Annotated in this window: 16 protein-coding genes and 3 pseudogenes; 9 read left to right on the forward strand and 10 right to left on the reverse strand. The window is 67.5% G+C overall.

Going from position 1 to position 17,306, the window contains the following annotated elements; all coding sequences use genetic code 11:
- The 3 genes from IG04_RS0103585 to IG04_RS0103595 form a co-directional block, all read left to right on the forward strand.
- Nucleotides 1–685: MFS transporter (locus IG04_RS0103585; protein WP_036013616.1), on the forward strand; the 685-nt coding region annotated here is incomplete at its 5' end.
- A gap of 121 nt (nt 686–806) precedes the next feature.
- Nucleotides 807–1,223: a hypothetical protein gene (locus IG04_RS0103590; RefSeq protein ID WP_030475065.1), complete on the forward strand. Its 417-nt coding sequence runs from the start codon at nt 807–809 to the stop codon at nt 1,221–1,223.
- 110 nt (nt 1,224–1,333) lie between these two features.
- Entirely contained in the window at nt 1,334–2,407 is a 1,074-nt protein-coding gene (locus IG04_RS0103595; RefSeq protein WP_030475066.1) for a sulfite exporter TauE/SafE family protein, read from the forward strand.
- 213 nt (nt 2,408–2,620) lie between these two features.
- On the opposite strand, the gene IG04_RS0103605 is transcribed toward IG04_RS0103595, so the two are convergent.
- The 9 genes from IG04_RS0103605 to IG04_RS0103650 form a co-directional block, all read right to left on the reverse strand.
- Nucleotides 2,621–3,541, reverse strand: a complete 921-nt coding sequence (locus IG04_RS0103605; protein ID WP_030475067.1) for an SDR family NAD(P)-dependent oxidoreductase — start codon at nt 3,539–3,541, stop codon at nt 2,621–2,623.
- 76 nt (nt 3,542–3,617) lie between these two features.
- Nucleotides 3,618–5,630 carry an APC family permease gene (locus IG04_RS0103610; protein WP_030475068.1) on the reverse strand — a complete coding sequence of 671 codons (2,013 nt, stop codon included), beginning with the start codon at nt 5,628–5,630 and terminating at the stop codon, nt 3,618–3,620.
- Nucleotides 5,631–5,642: 12 nt separating this feature from the next.
- Nucleotides 5,643–6,278: an NAD(P)-binding protein gene (locus tag IG04_RS42215; RefSeq protein WP_030475069.1), complete on the reverse strand. Its 636-nt coding sequence runs from the start codon at nt 6,276–6,278 to the stop codon at nt 5,643–5,645.
- 406 nt (nt 6,279–6,684) lie between these two features.
- Nucleotides 6,685–7,347 carry a potassium channel family protein gene (locus IG04_RS0103625; protein WP_030475070.1) on the reverse strand — a complete coding sequence of 221 codons (663 nt, stop codon included), beginning with the start codon at nt 7,345–7,347 and terminating at the stop codon, nt 6,685–6,687.
- A 297-nt stretch (nt 7,348–7,644) separates the two neighbouring features.
- Nucleotides 7,645–8,136, reverse strand: coding sequence for a DUF6653 family protein (locus tag IG04_RS0103630; RefSeq protein WP_030475071.1), 492 nt, complete (start codon nt 8,134–8,136; stop codon nt 7,645–7,647).
- Nucleotides 8,137–8,153: 17 nt separating this feature from the next.
- The gene (locus IG04_RS0103635) at nt 8,154–9,422 is read right to left on the reverse strand and encodes a glycosyltransferase (protein ID WP_030475072.1); all 1,269 of its coding nucleotides are present in this window, start codon (nt 9,420–9,422) and stop codon (nt 8,154–8,156) included.
- Complete coding sequence (locus IG04_RS0103640) at nt 9,419–10,054, reverse strand: TetR/AcrR family transcriptional regulator (protein WP_030475073.1); 636 nt, start codon at nt 10,052–10,054, stop codon at nt 9,419–9,421. Before IG04_RS0103640 ends, IG04_RS0103635 begins: the two co-directional genes overlap by 4 nt.
- Nucleotides 10,055–10,122: 68 nt before the next feature.
- Nucleotides 10,123–10,797, reverse strand: coding sequence for a potassium channel family protein (locus tag IG04_RS0103645; RefSeq protein WP_245816025.1), 675 nt, complete (start codon nt 10,795–10,797; stop codon nt 10,123–10,125).
- Nucleotides 10,790–12,118 (reverse strand): TrkH family potassium uptake protein, encoded by a 1,329-nt coding sequence (locus IG04_RS0103650; RefSeq protein ID WP_030475075.1) that lies wholly within the window; start codon nt 12,116–12,118, stop codon nt 10,790–10,792. The genes IG04_RS0103645 and IG04_RS0103650 overlap by 8 nt, the downstream gene beginning before the upstream one ends.
- 321 nt (nt 12,119–12,439) lie before the next feature.
- Between IG04_RS0103650 and IG04_RS47940 the strand changes: the two are divergent.
- From IG04_RS47940 to IG04_RS48865, 5 genes and pseudogenes are all read left to right on the forward strand, one after another.
- Nucleotides 12,440–12,547: pseudogene (locus IG04_RS47940) on the forward strand (hypothetical protein); the annotation flags it as partial.
- 48 nt (nt 12,548–12,595) lie between these two features.
- A pseudogene (locus IG04_RS0103655) lies at nt 12,596–13,234 on the forward strand (sensor histidine kinase); the annotation flags it as partial.
- Nucleotides 13,231–13,908 (forward strand): response regulator, encoded by a 678-nt coding sequence (locus tag IG04_RS0103660; RefSeq protein WP_030475077.1) that lies wholly within the window; start codon nt 13,231–13,233, stop codon nt 13,906–13,908. The pseudogene IG04_RS0103655 and the gene IG04_RS0103660, both read left to right, overlap by 4 nt.
- A 350-nt stretch (nt 13,909–14,258) precedes the next feature.
- Nucleotides 14,259–15,218: a hypothetical protein gene (locus tag IG04_RS0103670; protein ID WP_030475078.1), complete on the forward strand. Its 960-nt coding sequence runs from the start codon at nt 14,259–14,261 to the stop codon at nt 15,216–15,218.
- Nucleotides 15,219–15,469: 251 nt separating this feature from the next.
- Nucleotides 15,470–15,580, forward strand: a pseudogene (locus tag IG04_RS48865) (ATP-binding protein); the annotation flags it as partial.
- A 42-nt stretch (nt 15,581–15,622) separates the two neighbouring features.
- On the opposite strand, the gene IG04_RS48870 reads toward IG04_RS48865, so the two are convergent.
- Nucleotides 15,623–15,982, reverse strand: coding sequence for a DUF3592 domain-containing protein (locus IG04_RS48870; protein ID WP_084401048.1), 360 nt, complete (start codon nt 15,980–15,982; stop codon nt 15,623–15,625).
- Nucleotides 15,983–16,355: 373 nt separating this feature from the next.
- Between IG04_RS48870 and IG04_RS0103685 the strand changes: the two genes are divergently transcribed.
- Complete coding sequence (locus tag IG04_RS0103685; RefSeq protein WP_030475080.1) at nt 16,356–17,213, forward strand: phosphatidylinositol-specific phospholipase C/glycerophosphodiester phosphodiesterase family protein; 858 nt, start codon at nt 16,356–16,358, stop codon at nt 17,211–17,213.
- Nucleotides 17,214–17,306: the final 93 nt, after the last annotated feature.

Here is a 17,306-nt window from a genome sequence, read left to right on the forward strand (position 1 = left end):
GGCGCTACTCATCGCATTCGTCGTCATCGAACGCCGGTCGGAACGGCCGATGATGCCGCTGCGCGTCGTGGTCGACCGTGTGCGCGGTGCCGGGTACGCGATCGTGTTCCTCGCCGGCGCCGCGCTGCTGGCGTTCTACCTTTTCCTGACCTACTACCTGCAGCTCGTCCGCGAGTATTCGCCAGTGGTGACCGGACTGGCGTTCCTGCCCAGTGCTGCCGGCGTCTTCGTGGGCTCGTTGGCGGCCGGCCGGATCCTCGGTCGAACGGGTCCGCGAGCTGTGTTGACCACAGGTCTGCTGATGGGCGCGGCCGGCATGGCCTACCTCGGCGTGCTCGACCCGGCCAGTGGTTTCTGGTCGGTGCTCTTCCCCGCACTGCTGGTGAGCGGCCTGGGCATCGGAGCTGCACTCACAACGGTCACGAAGATCACGTTGGACGGCGTGCCGTCTGGCGATGCGGGTGTTGCCGGCGCACTGACCAACGCGATGCGCCAGATCGGCGGAGCGGTTGGCGTGTCGGCGCTCAACGTGGTGGCACTGTCCGTCACCGCGGCGAAAGGCAATTCGGGAGATGACGCACTCACAGACGGCTATGTTGCGGCGTTTGTCGTGGGTGCCGGACTGCTCGCGCTTGCAGCGGTCATCGCCGTCGTCATGACCGGCTCACGCCGTGCGCGCGGGTAGCCGGCGTCACCCCCGGCTTCATTGCACTTGTCTTGACCCTCCCGATCACCTACTGCCACAAATAGTAGGTATCGGCACCAGGTAAACACGATGTTGACACCTGCTCCGTAGGATGTCGGCCATGAACGGCACGGCCCACGGCACGCACGGCGCGCGAGGACACCTCTCGCGGCTGGCCGTCGTCCTGGCCGTGCTTACGGGGTTGGCCTTGGTGGTGGGCGCGCAGTGCAGCGACGGCATGTCGATGGCACATGGCGCGAACACCGTCATGGTGAACGGCGGCCACGAGCTCACCGCACAACATCCGGCCGCGGTCGGGATGCTCGTGGCTCCGGATGCTCCTGGCAACAGTGACATGGGCAGTGCACTCGCGGCCTGTCTGATGCTCATCGTGGCTGTCATCGCCGTCGTCGCCGGGCTGAGGCTTCCCGGTTTGCGCAGCTCAGCGGCAGCACCGCGGCCTGTCCGTGTGGCGCTGACCCCGGTCGTCCTGCTGCAGGCGCCAAGTCTCGCGACACTCTGTCTGTTGCGGATTTAGGAGAGGTCTGCCCGCACCTCGGTTCGACGCCGAGATGGCGGGCAACGACGTGCCATCGGCACCTCGGCCGGTGCGTTCTCCGGCCTTTCCCATCCCTCGGAGGAGCTTTCGTGAATCTTGCTGCTGTCCTGGTCACCGGCCTGTTCGCCGGTGGTGTGTCCTGTGCCGCGGTGCAGGGCGGTCTGCTCACCGGATTGATCACCCGTCAGCGTGCGGCGACCGCCGAACCTGGGGCGCCTGGCGGTCGCGGGAAGAGCAAGCAGGCTGCCGTGGTCGCCGAGCGGCGGAACTGGCGCGCCCAGCTGGGTGACGACCTGGCCCCGGTCGGTGGCTTCCTGGCAGGCAAGCTGGTCTCGCACACGCTGCTCGGTGCGCTGCTGGGCGCGCTCGGCAGCGTGGTGGAGCTGTCGGTCGGGCTCCGCACGTGGCTGCAGATCGGCGCCGGCCTGCTGATCATCGTGTTCGGACTGGCGCAGCTCGGGGTTCCGGGCTTTCGCCGCATCGTCATCGAGCCGCCGGTGTCCTGGATGAAGATCGTGCGCAGCCGCGCCCGTTCGCAGGCGGCGTTCGCGCCGGCCTTGCTCGGCTTCGCCACGGTGCTGATCCCTTGCGGCGTCACGTTGTCCGTGGAGGCGTTGGCGCTCGCGTCCGGTTCCGCGTTGTCAGGAGCAGCGACGATGGCTGTGTTCGTGCTCGGCACCGGTCCACTGTTCGCCATCCTCGGCTACGCCGCCCGCAAAGCAGCCACCGCCTGGAAGGGCAGGCTCGCCGTCGTGACCGGCCTGGTGGTGCTGGCCATGGGGATGTACACGCTCAACGGTGGCTTGGAACTGGCCGGATCACCCTTGTCTGCAAGCAAAATCGCGCAGTCCTTCGGATCGGGTGACGCTCCTGCCGACACCGCGACGGTGTCCGAGGTGGACGGACAGCAAACGGTGGTGATCACCGCGCGCAGCGGCTCCTACAGCCCGGACAACGTTCAGGTCCGTTCCGGTGTGCCGACGACGCTCGTCGTCAAGTCGGAGAACGCGCAGGGCTGCGTGCGGTCCTTCGTCATCCGCGACGAGCAGAAGGTCCTGCCGGTGAGAGGCGAGACCCGCATCGATCTGGGCGTGCTGCAGCCGGGACGGCTGGATTACGCCTGCGGGATGGGCATGTACACCGGCGTCATCACCATCGTCTGAAAGAGGATCCACTGTGGCCACCACGACCCACGTCTTCCGAGTCGAGGGCATCGAAGAGCTCGGCTATCAGGCCTCGCCGATGTCCTGATGATGTCCAGCGCCGGGCGGTTCGGGAGAGACCGCCCGGCGCGACCTGTCATCCTGCGATGCGGCGGATGACGTTGATGGGGCCGATCGAGTCGATGTCGGCGATCTTCACCGGAACACCCTCGGTCACCGGTTGTCCCACCAGGCCCACGACGGGTTCCCAGTGGCGGCCTGGGTGATCGACCAGAGGCGTTCGCGGGCCGCCGGGTCGCAGGCGAACGCGGGCGCGTTCACGGATCGTTCGCGTTCGTCCACGTAGATGCCGTGCACAACCTCGCCGGGCCGGTCGGGTCCTTGCGGTCGATCAGCACTGCCCTCCGCGATCCGCAGGTAGGTGGCTGCCAGGTCCTCCGGTGAGGCTGCCAGGCGGTTCTTGGGCGCGTAGAGCATGCGCAACAGCCATGGCATGCCGGCCATCCGGTCGGCGTCCACCCGCACCGCGGGCACCCGGACGCACGTGACGTCCACGCCGCCCGCGGTCCTCGACGCCAGTTCGAGGCTGAACATGATCTGTGCGAGTTTTGAGTGGTAGTAGGCCCTGGTGGGGCTGTACCAGTCGGCTCCGTCGAGGTGGTCGAAGCGAATTCTGATGCGGGGCATGGTGATCAGGCCCTTGCTCGCCACGGTGATCACCTTGGGGCGGGGTGCCGCCCGCAGCAGCTCGCTGAGCGCGGCCGTCAGCCGGAAGGGCCCCAGGTGGTTGGTCGCCCAGATCAGCTCGTGGCCGGCCGCGGTCCGGTGAGGCAGGCGCAGCGACTGGTCGAAGTTCGCCGCGTTGTGGATCACCACGTCGAGGTGGTCGACGTGCTCCGCCACCGAGGCCGCGACGGCGTCCAGGCCTTCCAGTTCGGCCATGTCGGCGAGCACCAGCCGCGCGGGTTCCCGCGCGGTCGCGTTGATCCGGGCCAACGCGTCCTCGCCCCGCCGTCGATCACGGCACAGGGCGAACACCCGGTGACCGCGTTCGGCCAGCTGCCGGGCCGCGCGCAACCCGATGCCGGAACCGGCTCCCGTGATCACGACGGCGAGCTGCTGCGGCCCGCTCATGCGATGTCCAATGCGAACACCGGCGTGATTCGGGCGGGGAAACAGATGCGCCGGTACGTCAACATCGGCGGGTTGATCATTTCTGGTCGGTTCCGTTGTGGTTCTCGGAGTGGACGCCGCGCCGGATCGCTCCTGGTGCGAGTTCGGGTCGGTGCTGGACCTTGGTCGAGGAGGCGAGCTGCCAGGGGACGCTGGTGACCATGACGCCTGGTTGGAACAGCAGCCTGCTCTTGAGCCGGAGCGCGCTTTGGTTGTGGAGGAGGTGTTCCCACCAGTGGCCGACGACGTACTCGGGGATGAAGACGGTGACCACGTCGCGGGGGTTGTTGGTGCGCACTCTTTTGACGTAGTCGAGGACGGGTTTGGTGATTTCGCGGTAAGGCGACTCGATGACCTTGAGCGGGACGGAGAAGGGCTGTTCGCCCCACTGGCTGACGAGTACTCGGGTGTCGTGGTCGTCGACGTTGACGGTGACCGCTTCCAGCACGTCTGGTCGCATCGCTCTGGCGTAGGCGAGGGCGCGTTTGGTGGGGCGGTGCAGTTTGGAGACGAGCACGATGACGTGGTTGCGGGAGGGCAGCACGGGTGGGGTGTCGTCGTCTTCGTGGAGTTCGTCGCTGACCCGCTGGTAGTGGCGGCGGATGGCGGCCATCAACACGTAGATGATCGCCATCGCGGCGAGTGAGATCCAGGCTCCCTGGGTGAACTTGGTGACCAGAATTACGATCAGCACCACCGCGGTCATGGAGAAGCCGAAGGCGTTGATCGCTTGGGAGCGCCGCATCCGCCGCCGCTCGGCGGGGTTGGTTTCGGTGCGCAGCAACCGGGTCCAGTGGCGGATCATGCCGCTCTGGCTGATCACGAACGACATGAACACGCCGACGATGTAGAGCTGGATCAGCTGGCTCACCTCGGCATCGAACGCGATCACCAGGACGATGGCGAACGTGGCGAGAAAGACGACGCCGTTGGAGAAGACCAGTCGGTCGCCGCGAGTGTGGAGCTGGCGGGGCAGGTAGCGGTCCTGGGCGAGGATCGAGCCCAGGACGGGGAAGCCGTTGAAGGCGGTGTTGGCGGCCAGCACCAGGATCAGGCCGGTGAAGAAGATGACGTACCAGGTCGCTGGGGAGAAGCCGGCGAACACAGCGTTCGCGAGTTGGGCGACCAGTGTTTTCTGCTCGTAGCCCGCGGGGGCGCCGATCAGTTGGTGCGCCGGGTCCTCGGCGACCTGGGCGCCGGTGAGCCGGGCCAGCATGATCAGTCCGAGGAACATGGTGATGGCGAGCACGCCCATCATCAGCAGGGTGGTCGCGGCGTTGCGGCCTTTCGGTTTGCGGAAGGCCGGCACGCCGTTGCTGATCGCCTCCACCCCGGTCAGGGCCGCACTGCCGGAGGAGAAGGCGCGCAGGATGAGGAACGCGAACCCGAGTCCCGCGAGGCTCCCGTGTTCCTCCACCAGCTGGAAGTCGGCGCTTTCGGCCCGTACCTCGTCGCCCAGTACGTACACCCGCACCAGTGACCACACGATCATGGCGAGGATGCCGAAGACGAAGGCGTAGGTGGGGATGGCGAACGCGGTGCCCGACTCGCGCACGCCCCGCAGGTTCATCGCGGTGAGGACCAGGATCGCGCCGATGGCGAACTCGACCTTGTGGGCGCCCACGAACGGCACGGCCGAGCCGATGTTGGCCGCGGCCGAGGCGATCGACACCGCGACGGTGAGCACGTAGTCGACGAGCAGGGCGCTGCCCACCACCAGGCCCCACCGTGGGCCGTGGTTGACGGTGGCCACCTCGTAGTCGCCGCCGCCGGAGGTGTAGGCGCGCACGTTCTGCCGGTAGGAGGCCACCACGGCGGCCATCACCACCGCCACGAGCAGCGCGATCCACGGACTGAACACGTAGGCCGAGGCTCCGGCGACGGAGAGCACCAGCAGGATCTCTTCCGGCGCGTAGGCCACGCTCGACATCGGGTCGGAGGCGAACACGGGCAACGCGATCCGCTTGGGCAGCAGAGTGTGCGACAGCCGGTCACTCCGGAACGGCCGTCCTAAAAGGAGTCGCTTCGTGACGGTGGCGAACTTGGGCATCAGGGACGCAGCCTAGGTTTCCGTGTGGCAGGTGGGTGTTCGGGATTGCAGGACCACGATCTGGTCATCGGCGGCCAGCCGTAGTCGCGCTGCCTCAGCGCCCCAGTAGCGCCGGCTGCCGCGGAGTACGCCGACCGCAGTAGGGACGCAGTCGTGAAGTTCATGTCCGACCTCGGATGCCTGGGCCGGGCGCTGGTCAACCGTCCATGGCATCGCGGATGGCATCGGCGGCGAAGAGGTCGCCAGTCCGGAGCGCTTGTGCAGCGCGTGCACTAGCGCTGTCCCGGCCGATTCGGACGTGGTGACGACATGGTCAGCGCCGTGACGACGGACGAAAGCGACACGCGCGAGACTCCGCACCGCCGTCGCGATCGTCGCGGTCGGCCACAGGCCTCGGGCCAGCATCGTGGCCTGCACCGCCGCCTCATCCGGCACCACTGCGACCACCACGTGCAGAACGTGCCCAGAAGTCGCCTGCGTGAGCACCAGACGGTTCGTGCCATCGCCCAGGACCGCGTGGGCGCCGAGTTCGGTGGCCTCCTCGATCGCCTCCCTGCGTCTGTCGACCACGATGAGATCGGCCGGGCGGATGCCGTGATCGAGCAGGTAACGGACAGCGCTGAGACCGGTCACGCCGAACCCGATCACCAGTGTCTGACCACTCATCCTTCAAGCCCCACAACCGGTGACCGTACTGCGGCCGGGTCAGATACTCGATGCGGAAGAGGACTCTTAACGCGATCTTGACGGCTTCACCGCGTTGTCGGAGTCCACGCGTCAAAACCGCGTCAAGACGTTCCCGTTGTCGCCCAGCGTCGAACACAGCTTCGGCGAGGTCCGGCACCGCCCGAGAACGTTGAGGGGACGGCCGATGGGTCAGCTCATCTCACCGAGCCCGGCAGCCTTGCCGCCTACCAGATCGATCATGGAAGAGTCGATCTCGGACAGAAGAAGCAGGTTCATCTCGTGTCCTCCTCGCCGCAGTACCGCCCATGTCGGGTTTGACGGCGCCCTTCCTGCTCCTTGCCGGTGTCTTCCCGATCCAACCCATGTGTCATGTCAGGTCCGCCACTTGTTCGACCTCGGCGGTGCGGCCGGCGAGAATCAGCACGTCGTGGTGGTTGACGACGGTGTCTGCGGTGGCGTAGGTGAAGCCCTGGCCGGGGCGTTTCACACCGACCACGGTGACCCCGTACTTGGATCGCAGCCGGCTTTTCCCGAGCGGCAGGCCGACTGCTTCCTCGGGGGCGCGGGTCTTGACCATGGCGTAGTCGTCCTCGAACTCGATGTAGTCCAGCATCCGGCCGGTCACCAGGTGGGCCACGCGTTCGCCCATGTCGTGTTCCGGCAGGACGACGTGGTGCGCGCCGATGCGTTCGAGGATTCGGCCGTGCTGGCGGCTGACCGCCTTGGCCCAGATGTTGGGGATGTGGAAGTCCACCAACAACGCGGTGGTGATGATGCTGGCTTCCAGGTCGGTGCCGATGCCGACGACGGCGCGCTGGAACTCGTCGACGCCGAGCTGGCGCATGACCTCGGGATCGGTGGTGTCGGCAACGACGGCGTGGGTGAGTTCGTCGGCGTAGCGCCGGACGATCGCCGGATCCGAGTCAATACCGAGCACCTCCGTTCCACGCGCGTTGAGCTCTCTGGCCAGCGAACTGCCGAACCGGCCGAGCCCGATCACGACTACACGGGAAACCTGTTTGTCCGCCAACGGATCGCTCCTCATTCGTCTCATGTGGACGCACACACGACCAACAGCCTGTCGCTCGTCCGCAGGTTCGCCACGTTCGGGTCATCGAGCCACCGGACACCGTCACCGAGGACGGGGTGGCTCCGCGCTCCCGCACCAAGCCGAGGCTGTCCAGGGCGGTGTCCACGACGACCAGCAGCCCCGCAGGAAGATCAACGGATAACACGTCAGCACGGTGTGCGAGGCCATGATTGGCTCCTGGGCTCGGGGACAGCGGTTACATCGCCGACCAGGCTTCCCGGCACACCGGGACCAAGACTAACCCGTGATCTGTCCTTCGCGCTGCTCGACTCGTTCCCACAGCCAGCCGAATCGGTCGATGCGCCACAGCTGCGCCACGATCGCCACAGTCGCCCCGAACACCGTCGGCCACAGCTCCAGGCGAACCAGGCCCCATGCCATGAAGCCGAAGCCCACGAGGCCGAGCGTCACCAGGACCCGGAGCACGGCGCGGTGATCTGGCGGCACCATCGTCTTGTGGCGCACCCAGGCACGCTCGCCGTAGATCCCGCGCGCCGCCCAGCTGCGTGGCTCGACGGGCGGGAACGCCGATGGGTTGATGAACAGCCACACGATCACGGCGGCGATCGGGAGCAGGCTCCACCAGCCGATCCAGGTGCGGCTCCAGATCGCCAGCAACATCACCGGGATCGCGGCGAAGCGCGTCCACACGCTCCACGGGTTCGCGTGTCGCCGCCACGCCTCGTCGTCCATGCGAAAGGCCTGCGCGACCTTGTCCTCAAGTGCCACGACGTCCTCCCCAACTGTCAAATGATGTGTTCGAGTGCGTCGACTGCCGCGTCGGCGCCGTTCTCCGTGCGGATCTGCAGTCCGAGTTGCTCGGCGCGCTGACGCATCGCGGCGTCGCCGGTGGCGAGCCGCAGCGCTGCGGCGAGCTGATCCGCGGTGAGTTCCTTCTGCCGCAGGGGAGGCGGTGCGACGCCGACGGCGTGCATCCGGTTCGCCCAGTGCGGCTGGTCGGCGACGAACGGGCACACCACCTGCGGCCGGCCCGCGGCCAGTGCGGCCCCCGTAGTGCCGCCGCCTCCGTGGTGCACCACCGCACTGACGCGCGGGAGGAGCCAGTCGTGCGGCGCCTGGTCGATCACCAGCACGTCGTCGGTGCCGGTGTCCGCGGCGATGCCGCCCCACCCGGTGGCCACCACTGCCCGGACACCGGCTTGCCGCACGGCGTCCGCGACGGTCGCTGCTGTTTTGCGGGAGTTCCGGCCCGCCATGCTGCCGAATCCGATGTAGACCGGGGCGGGGCCATCGTTGAGGAAACGCGTCAGGCGCTCCGGCGGGATCCACGAAGCGACGGCGGGCAGGTACCAGAATCCGGTGGTGTGCACCGATTCCGGCCAGTCGGAGGCGATCGGTGTGATGTGCCGGCTGAAGGCCTGCAGCACCAGCCGGTCGTTGCCGTCCGCGTCGTGCAACACGTCGTGGCTTCCCCGGCGGCGCGGCAACCCGAGCTCGGTCATGCGCCACTGGGTGGCGATACCGGCGTAGACACGCAACGTAGCCGCCACCGTCAGGTAAGTGGCGCGGTTGAGCGCGCGCGGCAGCCGCGACAGCGGGACCATCGGGCACGCGAACTCAGAGGTCGGCACCCAGCCGGGTTGCAGGGCGGCGAGCACGGCGGGTACGCCGAGCATCTCTGCCACGTGCTGAGCCGGAATCCCCGGCGTGTGCACGACGACGTCCGCGCGGGAGGCGCGCGCCGCGGCGCCGACGTCGTGCAGGACGTCCACCATCAGCGGCTTGATGCGCTGTGTGGTGCGCACTGCGGTGATCTTGCCGCGTACACCCCGGTACCCGCCCTCGATCGCCTCCTGGATCACGGGGTCGTTCATCAGTCTGTTCGGGCCTTCGCCCAGCGTCGCGAACTCGACGTCACGCTCCGCCGCTTCCTGCGCGTACGACTCCGGAGCGGCCAGCACCGCCTCGTGACCGCGCTTGCGCAATGCCACCGCGAGAGCGAGGAACGGTTGCACGTCACCACGGGTGCCGTGGGTGACCAGCAGGGCCCTCATCGTGCGTCCACCTCGTTGAACGCCGTCAGCCACCGGTCGTCGGTGAACAGGCCGCCGGTGAGCATCTCCAGTCCGGCCCGCGCACCCCGCATCGCGGTGGCCGTCTCCGCCGGATCACCGCCCAGCAACCGCCCGACCTGGTCCCCGAGCACGAGCGGCGCCAGCAACCACGACACGTAGGTCACCGCCCGCGCGCGTGCGTCGGCCGTGGGACGGACCCAGCCCTCCGCTTCGCCTTGGGTGAGCCACTCCTGGGTGCGGTCCACGATCTCGGTGAACAACGCGGACGCGCTGTCGGTGCCGTCCAGCAATGCCCGCGCCAGATAACGCCGCATCGGGGTGGCGGCCTGCAACACCTCGGCCAACGCGCCGATGTCGGCCGCACCTTCGATGTCGGCCGCACCTTCGATGTCGGCCCCACCTCCGCTGCGGATCGTGTCGAGCACGTGCTCGTCGCACGCCCGACGCAGCCCGTCCTTCGAGCCGAAGTGATGCACCACCAGCGCGGGTGACACCCCGGCGTCCGCGGCGACCGCCCGGACCGAGGTCCCGGCGATCCCGTCGGCGCCGAACCGCGCCAGAGCCGCATCGCGGATGCGAGCGCGGGCGGTCAAGTCAGAAACTGAACGCATGTTCAGATCATTGAACACCTGTTCAGTCGTGTCAAGTGTTCGGCGCCACGAGCGGGAAGGGCGAGTGGTCAGAGCGAGTCGGCGAACCGTTCGACGTCGGCGATCCGGCCGATCACCAGGATCACATCGCCGTACATCAGCACGGTGTTCGGAGTGGCGGGCTTGAAGACAGCGTTTTCACCGTCCACGTTGCTGCGCACCGCCGTCACGCTGACGTTGTACTGATCGGGAAGCTTGGTCTCGCCCAGCGGTACGCCGACGAGATCCCGCGGTGGCTCGGTCTTGATCATCGCGAAGTCCGAGTCGATCTCGATGTAGTCCAGCATGCGGCCGGCGACGAGGTGGGCCACCCGCTCACCCATCTCGTGCTCGGGCAGCACGACGAAACTGGCGCCGACGCGCTTCAGGATGCTCGCGTGCTGGTCGGTGACCGCCTTCGCCCAGATGCGCTCGATGCCGAGGTCGACCAGGTTCGCGATGGTCAGGATGCTGGCCTCCATATCGGTGCCGATACCGACCACCGCCCGGTCGTAGTCGGCCACGCCGAGCTGGCGCAGGGCTTCGACATCAGTGGAGTCGGCGGTCACCACGTGGCTGAGCCGGCCGGACAGGCGCTGCACCACGTTCGGCCTGCTGTCGATGGCGAGCACATCGGTGCCGTGACTGGCCAGTTCCACCGCCAGCGCGGAGCCGAACCGGCCCAGCCCGATGACCACTACCTGTTCCTTGCCTGGGCTAGCCAACGATCGTCCTCTCCTCCGGTAGCTCGTAGCGGCGTTCCCGTTCGCGCAACGCGAGCGCGGACGCCAGAGTCAGTGGCCCGATCCGGCCGATGAACATCAGCACGGTGATCAGCACGTGCCCGGCCCTGGGCAGGTCGGCGGTGATCCCGGTGGACAGGCCGACCGTGCCGAACGCGGACACCACCTCGAACAGCACCTTGTCCAGCGGATGCGTGGTCATGCTGAGCAGTGCGAACGTCGACACCGCGATGGCACCGATGGCGAGCAGCACGATGGCCAGCGCCTGCCGGTGGTTGGTCTCCGGAACCCGTCGGCGTCCTACGTTGACCCGGTGTTCGCCCCGCATCTCGGCCCACATGACAAACGCCAGCAAGCCGAAGGTGGTGACCTTGATGCCACCCGCGGTACCGGCGCTGCCCCCGCCGATGAACATCAGGATGTCGGTGAAGAACCAGCTCTCGGTGGTCATCTTGCTCACGTCGATGGTGTTGAAACCCGCGGTGCGGGGGGACGCGGCGGCGAAGAAACCGGCCAGCAGTTTGGCGGAGCCGCTCAACGGGCCCAGGGTGCCGGGGTTGTCGTACTCGGCGACGGTGAGCACGATCGTGCCGATCACCAGCAGCGACACCGTTGCGGTCACGGTGATCCGCGTCAGCACCGACCAATGCCGCGGCCGCCGCCATGAGCGGATGAGCTCGAACACCACCGGGAAGCCGAGCCCGCCGACGATGAACGCCGCACAGATCGTCAACGAGATCCACGGATCGGCCACGTATCGCATCAGGCCGTCGGCGTGCAGCGAGAACCCGGCGTTGTTGAACGCCGAGATCGAGTGGAAGACTCCACTGTAGAGCGCCGCACCGAACGACTCGCGGTAGCCGATCATGAGGCGCGCGGTGAGAACGGCGGCCACCACGACCTCGCTGACCAGGCTGAACAGCACCACGTTGCGGACCACCCGGCGCACGTCGCGCAACTGCAGCGTCTTGGTCTCGGCCTGGGCCATCAACTGGGCGCGCAGCCCCAGCTTCCGGTAGACGACCAGCGCGAACAGTGTGGCCAGGGTGAGGATGCCCAGGCCGCCGATCTGGATCAGCGCGAGAATGACCACCTCGCCGAGCGTGGACCAGTGGCCACCGGTGTCGACCGTGATCAGGCCGGTCACGCACACCGCTGAGGTGGCGGTGAACAGCGCATCGACGATGTGCGCCGGTTCTCCGGACTCGGTCATCACAGGCAGCGACAGCAACGCCGTACCGATGGCGATCACCGATCCGAAACCGGTCGCGATCACCTGGGTCGGATGCTGGAACCGCTCCATCGGCCGCAGGCGACCGGCCCCCCGAACACCGAACACGTCACTCCCAGATCGACAAGCGTTCGCACACTCTAACGACCTCTTAATGGCTTCAGCGAATGGATCGCATCAGCGTTAACAACGCGTAAGGAAACTGATCAGAGCCGTCAAGAAGTCATCAAGAAGCACCGGAAAACTGCAGCTCCTGCTACACGCTGGCACGTGATCGGCGCCTGGCGGCACAAGTCGGGACGTGGAGCAGTGGACGAAAAGAAGACCGCCGGCAAACGCGGCGAGCTGCGCGTCTATCTCGGCGCCGCTCCTGGTGTCGGCAAGACCTTCGCCATGCTCGGCGAAGCGCATCGGCGCCGGGAGCGAGGTATCGACGTGGTCGTCGGGTTTGTCGAGACGCACGGCCGGGCCAAGACAGCCGAGCTGCTCGACGGCTTGGAGATCGTGCCCCGCGGGCAGATCCACCACCACGGTGTCGACTTCACCGACCCGGAGCTCCGGCTGTCCACTGAGGACACGGCTGAGCTGATGGCCACCGTGGAGGAGTCCGCCGATCGGCTGACCGGCCTGGTCGGCAACCCCCTGGACTCCTCCCGCCTGGCTGCCGACGCCGTCACACCACAGTTGCGGCCAGTGGGCTACGACGAGGTCGTCGCCGCGGCGTTGTCCGGAATCGACGAGCGACGCCTGGTGTCGGTCGACGTGGACGAGCGGCTGCCACGGGTACTGGCCGACATCGGGTTGCTGGAACGCGTGGTGGCCAACGTGATCGACAACGCGCTGCGGCACGGCAGGCTACGTCCGCGCCGCCCGATCGATGTCGACGGGGACGGGCACGTCGCCGTCGACGAGCCCGAGATCGCGGTTCGCGCCAGCACCCACGGCGATCACGTTGAGCTGCGCGTGGCAGACCATGGACCGGGCCCGCACAAGAAGGTGCTGGACTCTGTGTTCACGCCGTTCCAGCGGCTCGGCGACTGCGACGCCACCACCGGTATCGGTCTGGGACCCAGCGTCGCGAAGGGCTTCGTCAAGGCCACGGGCGGCACGATCACCGCCGAGGACACCCCTGGCGGCGGCCTCACCATCGTCATCTCGCTGCCCGTCCACGAGGAGTCCGCTGTATGACCACCGTGCTCGTGGTCGACGACGAGCCGCAGATCGTCCGCGCCCTACGGATCAACCTTTCCGCACGCGGTTACGACGTGCTCACCGCGCATGACGGCAAGACCGCGCTGGAGGTCGCCGCCGACGGCAAACCCGACATCGTGGTGCTCGATCTAGGCCTGCCGGACATCGACGGCGCGGAGGTGATCGCCGGCCTGCGCGGCTGGACGTCAGTGCCGATCCTCGTGCTCTCCGCGCGCACCGAGTCCGCCCGCAAGGTCGAGGCGCTCGACGCCGGCGCGGATGACTACGTCACGAAGCCGTTCGGCATGGACGAGCTGCTCGCCAGATTGCGCGCGGCGGTGCGCCGGTCCACCACACTGTCCGTCGAGGAGCCGATCGTGAGGACGGCGACGTTCACCGTCGACCTTGCAGCGAAGAAGGTGCACCGAGACGGCGCCGAGGTGCACCTGACGCCAACGGAGTGGGGCCTGCTGGAGATTCTCGCCCGCAACTCCGGCCGGCTGGTCTCGCAGAAGCAGTTGCTGCAGGAGGTGTGGGGACCGTCGCACGTCAGGGAGGCCCACTACCTGCGGGTGTACCTGGCCGGCCTGCGCCGCAAGCTCGAACTGGACCAGTCGCGACCCCGGCACCTGATCACCGAGCCCGGCATGGGCTACCGCCTGGAGCCCTGACGAGGCCGCGGGAGGAATCTCCGCTTCACCGTTCGAAGAGCGCATTGTCGCGGGGCTGCTTGCCTTCGGTCAGGCCGTCGTGGTGTTGAACACCGCCGCGAAGATCTGTGAACCACTACTCGGCAGATGTTGCCTGACGCACCACTGATTAGTTGGGCGGGCACCGGCTGTACCCCGCCTGAGACAGTCGGCAAGCGTGATCAGGGTCGGGCCCGCGAAGCTCGTGCTGCAGGACCGCACCGCGCTCGTCTCACCGCTCGACATGTCGGGTGGAGCGACTTTCGGGTGACCCACATGGGCCACTTGGCGGCAGGCAGCCACTGTCGCACCCGCCCTCTAGGATCCCGACGGTGTTCTTCGTGTACCGGTCCCACTACAAGGGCCCCCTGAGCAAGCTGGTCCGTCGCCTGCCCGACGACTCGGTGCTGGCTTGGTTCCAACGCAACTGGCGGGACCCGGACCCAGGCACGGTAGTGGAGCGCGAACTCGGTGCGGACGTCTACGGCCTACACACCATCTTCGACGCCGCCTTGCGACACGACTTGCCCGTACCGGCATCCACGGACGAGCTGCGTGCGGTGCTGCACGAGCACCTCTACGTCGAAGGCGGCGAGGACCACGTCCGGCTCGACGACCACTCGCTACGCGTGCGAACGGACGACGACGAGGTCGAACTGGCCTACTTCTTCTTCGACGACACCGTGATCGCCGAATCTACTGATCGACTCACCTACCTGCTGCACGAGGAGTGGCCCCTCCCGGACACCGCAGGCACGGCGACCCACTTCACGCCGTCCGTGTCCGTGGTCCGCGCCGGCCCACCAGGAACAGACGGCACGTCGACGTACGCCGTGCTTCTGACGTTCTACGACGGTGAGTCACTCGCCATCACGACACCATGGGAGTTCGCCGGCGTCGCACTGAACAACCTGCCCGCTTACCTGCGCGCGGTCGAACCGACCCCGGACTGGGACCCGGAACTGCTGGTGCTCAGGGAACTGACCGAACCCGGCGACACCACCGTCGGCCCCGCTCTGGACCGATGCAACCGCTGGCCGGGGTTCAACCTCAACGAGAACCCATGGCCAGGGCCACCTCGCGACGACGCGCTGACCGACGGCCGCGACCCGAACCTGTCCGAGCTGCACGTCGCCGACCACCTCGCCCAGCTGGCGATCCACATCGACGACACGTTCGGCTATCAGCAGTGGTACCTGTTCGACAGCACCTGGGCCGCAACACATCCGGACCTCGCCCGGTCCCTGCTGCGCTACGCCGGACACTGGGACCCGTTGGAGCGAACGGACTGATCCGGACGTGCCCTCGTGCCGAGCGCGGCCGACATCACCCCCGCGACCTCGCAGCTGCCGCGTGTGCAGAGCGCGATGTCGGAGGTGCGGCGTCGGCCTGAGCGCGGCAGATTGAGCTCGCGGTCGATCAGCTTGTGCCCGGCCGTGGTGGTGTAGGTCAGGACACTCCGACCTGGGCGTTCTCGATCCGTCTGGCGGTGCCGGTGCGCCCCGGCCGAGCAGTCCCTTCTTGACGTCACCCGCTGTTCCAAGTGATCAACCAGCGCTATCTGAAATCCAGCACGATTCTGACCACGAACGTCGGCATCGCTGACTGGGCAACAGCTTTCGGTAATGCCACCGTCGCCGCCGCGATGCTCGACCGGCTCTTCTGGTCGCATGTTCGGAGTGCGGAGCGCCGGAGTTCAGAGGATGTCGAGAGCGGCGAGCACGCCGAGGGTTACGAGGACGAGGCCGACGGCTGTCAAGGCCCATCCCATCGTGGAACCGCGCTGACCGCCGGTGTTGATGACGGCATGTTGCGGCTTTTGAGGGGTGTAAAGGATTGTGACGCGATCTCCTGGCTGAGGAGGGTTGGTCTCACCATACTTCGATGTGACCTCGACCTCGTGGCCTTCGAGGGTCGTGAAGCGGAAGATCGGCCTGGCCGTAGGGCTCTCCCGGTCACAACTCACACCAGATCCGTGATCACGCCGGGTATCTGGGCCCACCGGGCACGGAGCCGCCGTGCTCTGATCAGCAGCCAGGCACCGTACGCCGTCCATACCAACCCGAAGAAACCGAGCGCCCGGCTGAAGATGAAGATGCCGAAACCAATGAAGATCACCTTTCGCCTCGCGATGAGGACCTTCAGCGTATGCCCAGGGCAGCAGCAGGCTTGCCACGCAGTGACCTCAACCTCCCATCCGTGTTCTTCTGGTGCGGCCGCCGCTCTTGCTTTGGCAGACCTTCCTGGGCGGCAATTGGGAAGTCGTCAGTGCAGCATCAAGTCAACGTCGGCGAGGTAATCCACGCTCAGCAGGGCGCCTCGCGGCGCGAATTCCCCCGGCAACGTTCCGGGCCACACCACTAGACACGGTGCGTGCCCACCACTCGCGCCGGCGCGAGTTCGCGTGTGGATGCAGAGAAGGGAGTCCGATGAAGCGATCGACCTTGTCCGTTCTGCTGGCACTGCTCGTGACCGTTGTGGCGAGCCCACTGCCGGGTGCCGTTGCCGCGCCAGGCCGGGTGCAGCCGCTCGAACGTGCGCACGCGCACAACGACTACGAGCACGACCGCCCGCTGGCCGACGCCCGCGACCGCGGGTTCACGTCGGTGGAGGCCGACGTGTGGCTGGTGGACGGCGAACTTCGCGTGGCGCACGACCTGGTCGGCACGCGGCCGGGCCGCACGCTGCGCGGCCTCTACCTCCAACCGCTCGCCGAGATCGTGCGTGCGAACGGGGGTCGCGTCTACCCGCAATGGCGCGGTTCCTTCCAGCTGCTCGTCGACATCAAGAGCGACGGTCCGGCGACCTACAAGGCCGTAGACGAGGCGGTGCGCGAGTTCCGTCCCATGCTCACCCAGTGGGTCAACGGCCACGAACGACGTGGCGCGGTCGAGGTGGTCATCAGCGGGAACCGGCCGCGTGAGGACATGCTCGCCCAGCGGATCCGGCGGGCCGGGTACGACGGGCGGCTGAACGATCTCGGCGGTGGTGTCCCCGCCACGTTCATGCCGCTCGTCAGCGACAACTGGACGAAGAACTTCACGTGGCAGGGAGTCGGCGCCATGCCCGTGGCCGAGCGGGAGAAGCTCCGCCGCATCGTGTCGCAGGCACACGCCGCCGGCTACCGGGTGCGGTTCTGGGCCACCCCGGACGCGGCGGGTGAGGCGCGGAACGCGGTGTGGCGTGAGCTGCTCGCGGTCGGCGTCGACCACATCAACACCGACGACCTCGCAGGGTTGCGGGAGTTCCTTCTGGCGAACGACCCGGCTGAGCGCCGCAGGGGCTGAACCGAGGGCAGGGCTCCACCGATCCGGCGGAGCCCTGCCCATGTCCGGCGAGGCGCCTCAGCATGGCGACCAGGGCGGCAGGGTGACGGTCTG

The sequence above is a fragment of the Lentzea albidocapillata genome, assembly GCF_000719115.1.
Lineage (GTDB): Bacteria > Actinomycetota > Actinomycetes > Mycobacteriales > Pseudonocardiaceae > Lentzea > Lentzea albidocapillata.

Excerpts from the sequence above, each read along its gene's own strand:
- IG04_RS0103685 (WP_030475080.1), top strand. The coding sequence starts at position 16,356 with ATGAAGCGATCGACCTTGTCCGTTCTGCTGGCACTGCTCGTGACCGTT.
- IG04_RS0103640 (WP_030475073.1), bottom strand. The coding sequence starts at position 10,054 with ATGCGTTCAGTTTCTGACTTGACCGCCCGCGCTCGCATCCGCGATGCG.
- IG04_RS0103605 (WP_030475067.1), bottom strand. The coding sequence starts at position 3,541 with ATGAGCGGGCCGCAGCAGCTCGCCGTCGTGATCACGGGAGCCGGTTCC.
- IG04_RS0103660 (WP_030475077.1), top strand. The coding sequence starts at position 13,231 with ATGACCACCGTGCTCGTGGTCGACGACGAGCCGCAGATCGTCCGCGCC.
- IG04_RS0103635 (WP_030475072.1), bottom strand. The coding sequence starts at position 9,422 with ATGAGGGCCCTGCTGGTCACCCACGGCACCCGTGGTGACGTGCAACCG.
- IG04_RS48870 (WP_084401048.1), bottom strand. The coding sequence starts at position 15,982 with ATGGACGGCGTACGGTGCCTGGCTGCTGATCAGAGCACGGCGGCTCCG.
- IG04_RS0103650 (WP_030475075.1), bottom strand. The coding sequence starts at position 12,118 with ATGGAGCGGTTCCAGCATCCGACCCAGGTGATCGCGACCGGTTTCGGA.
- IG04_RS0103590 (WP_030475065.1), top strand. The coding sequence starts at position 807 with ATGAACGGCACGGCCCACGGCACGCACGGCGCGCGAGGACACCTCTCG.
- IG04_RS0103610 (WP_030475068.1), bottom strand. The coding sequence starts at position 5,630 with ATGCCCAAGTTCGCCACCGTCACGAAGCGACTCCTTTTAGGACGGCCG.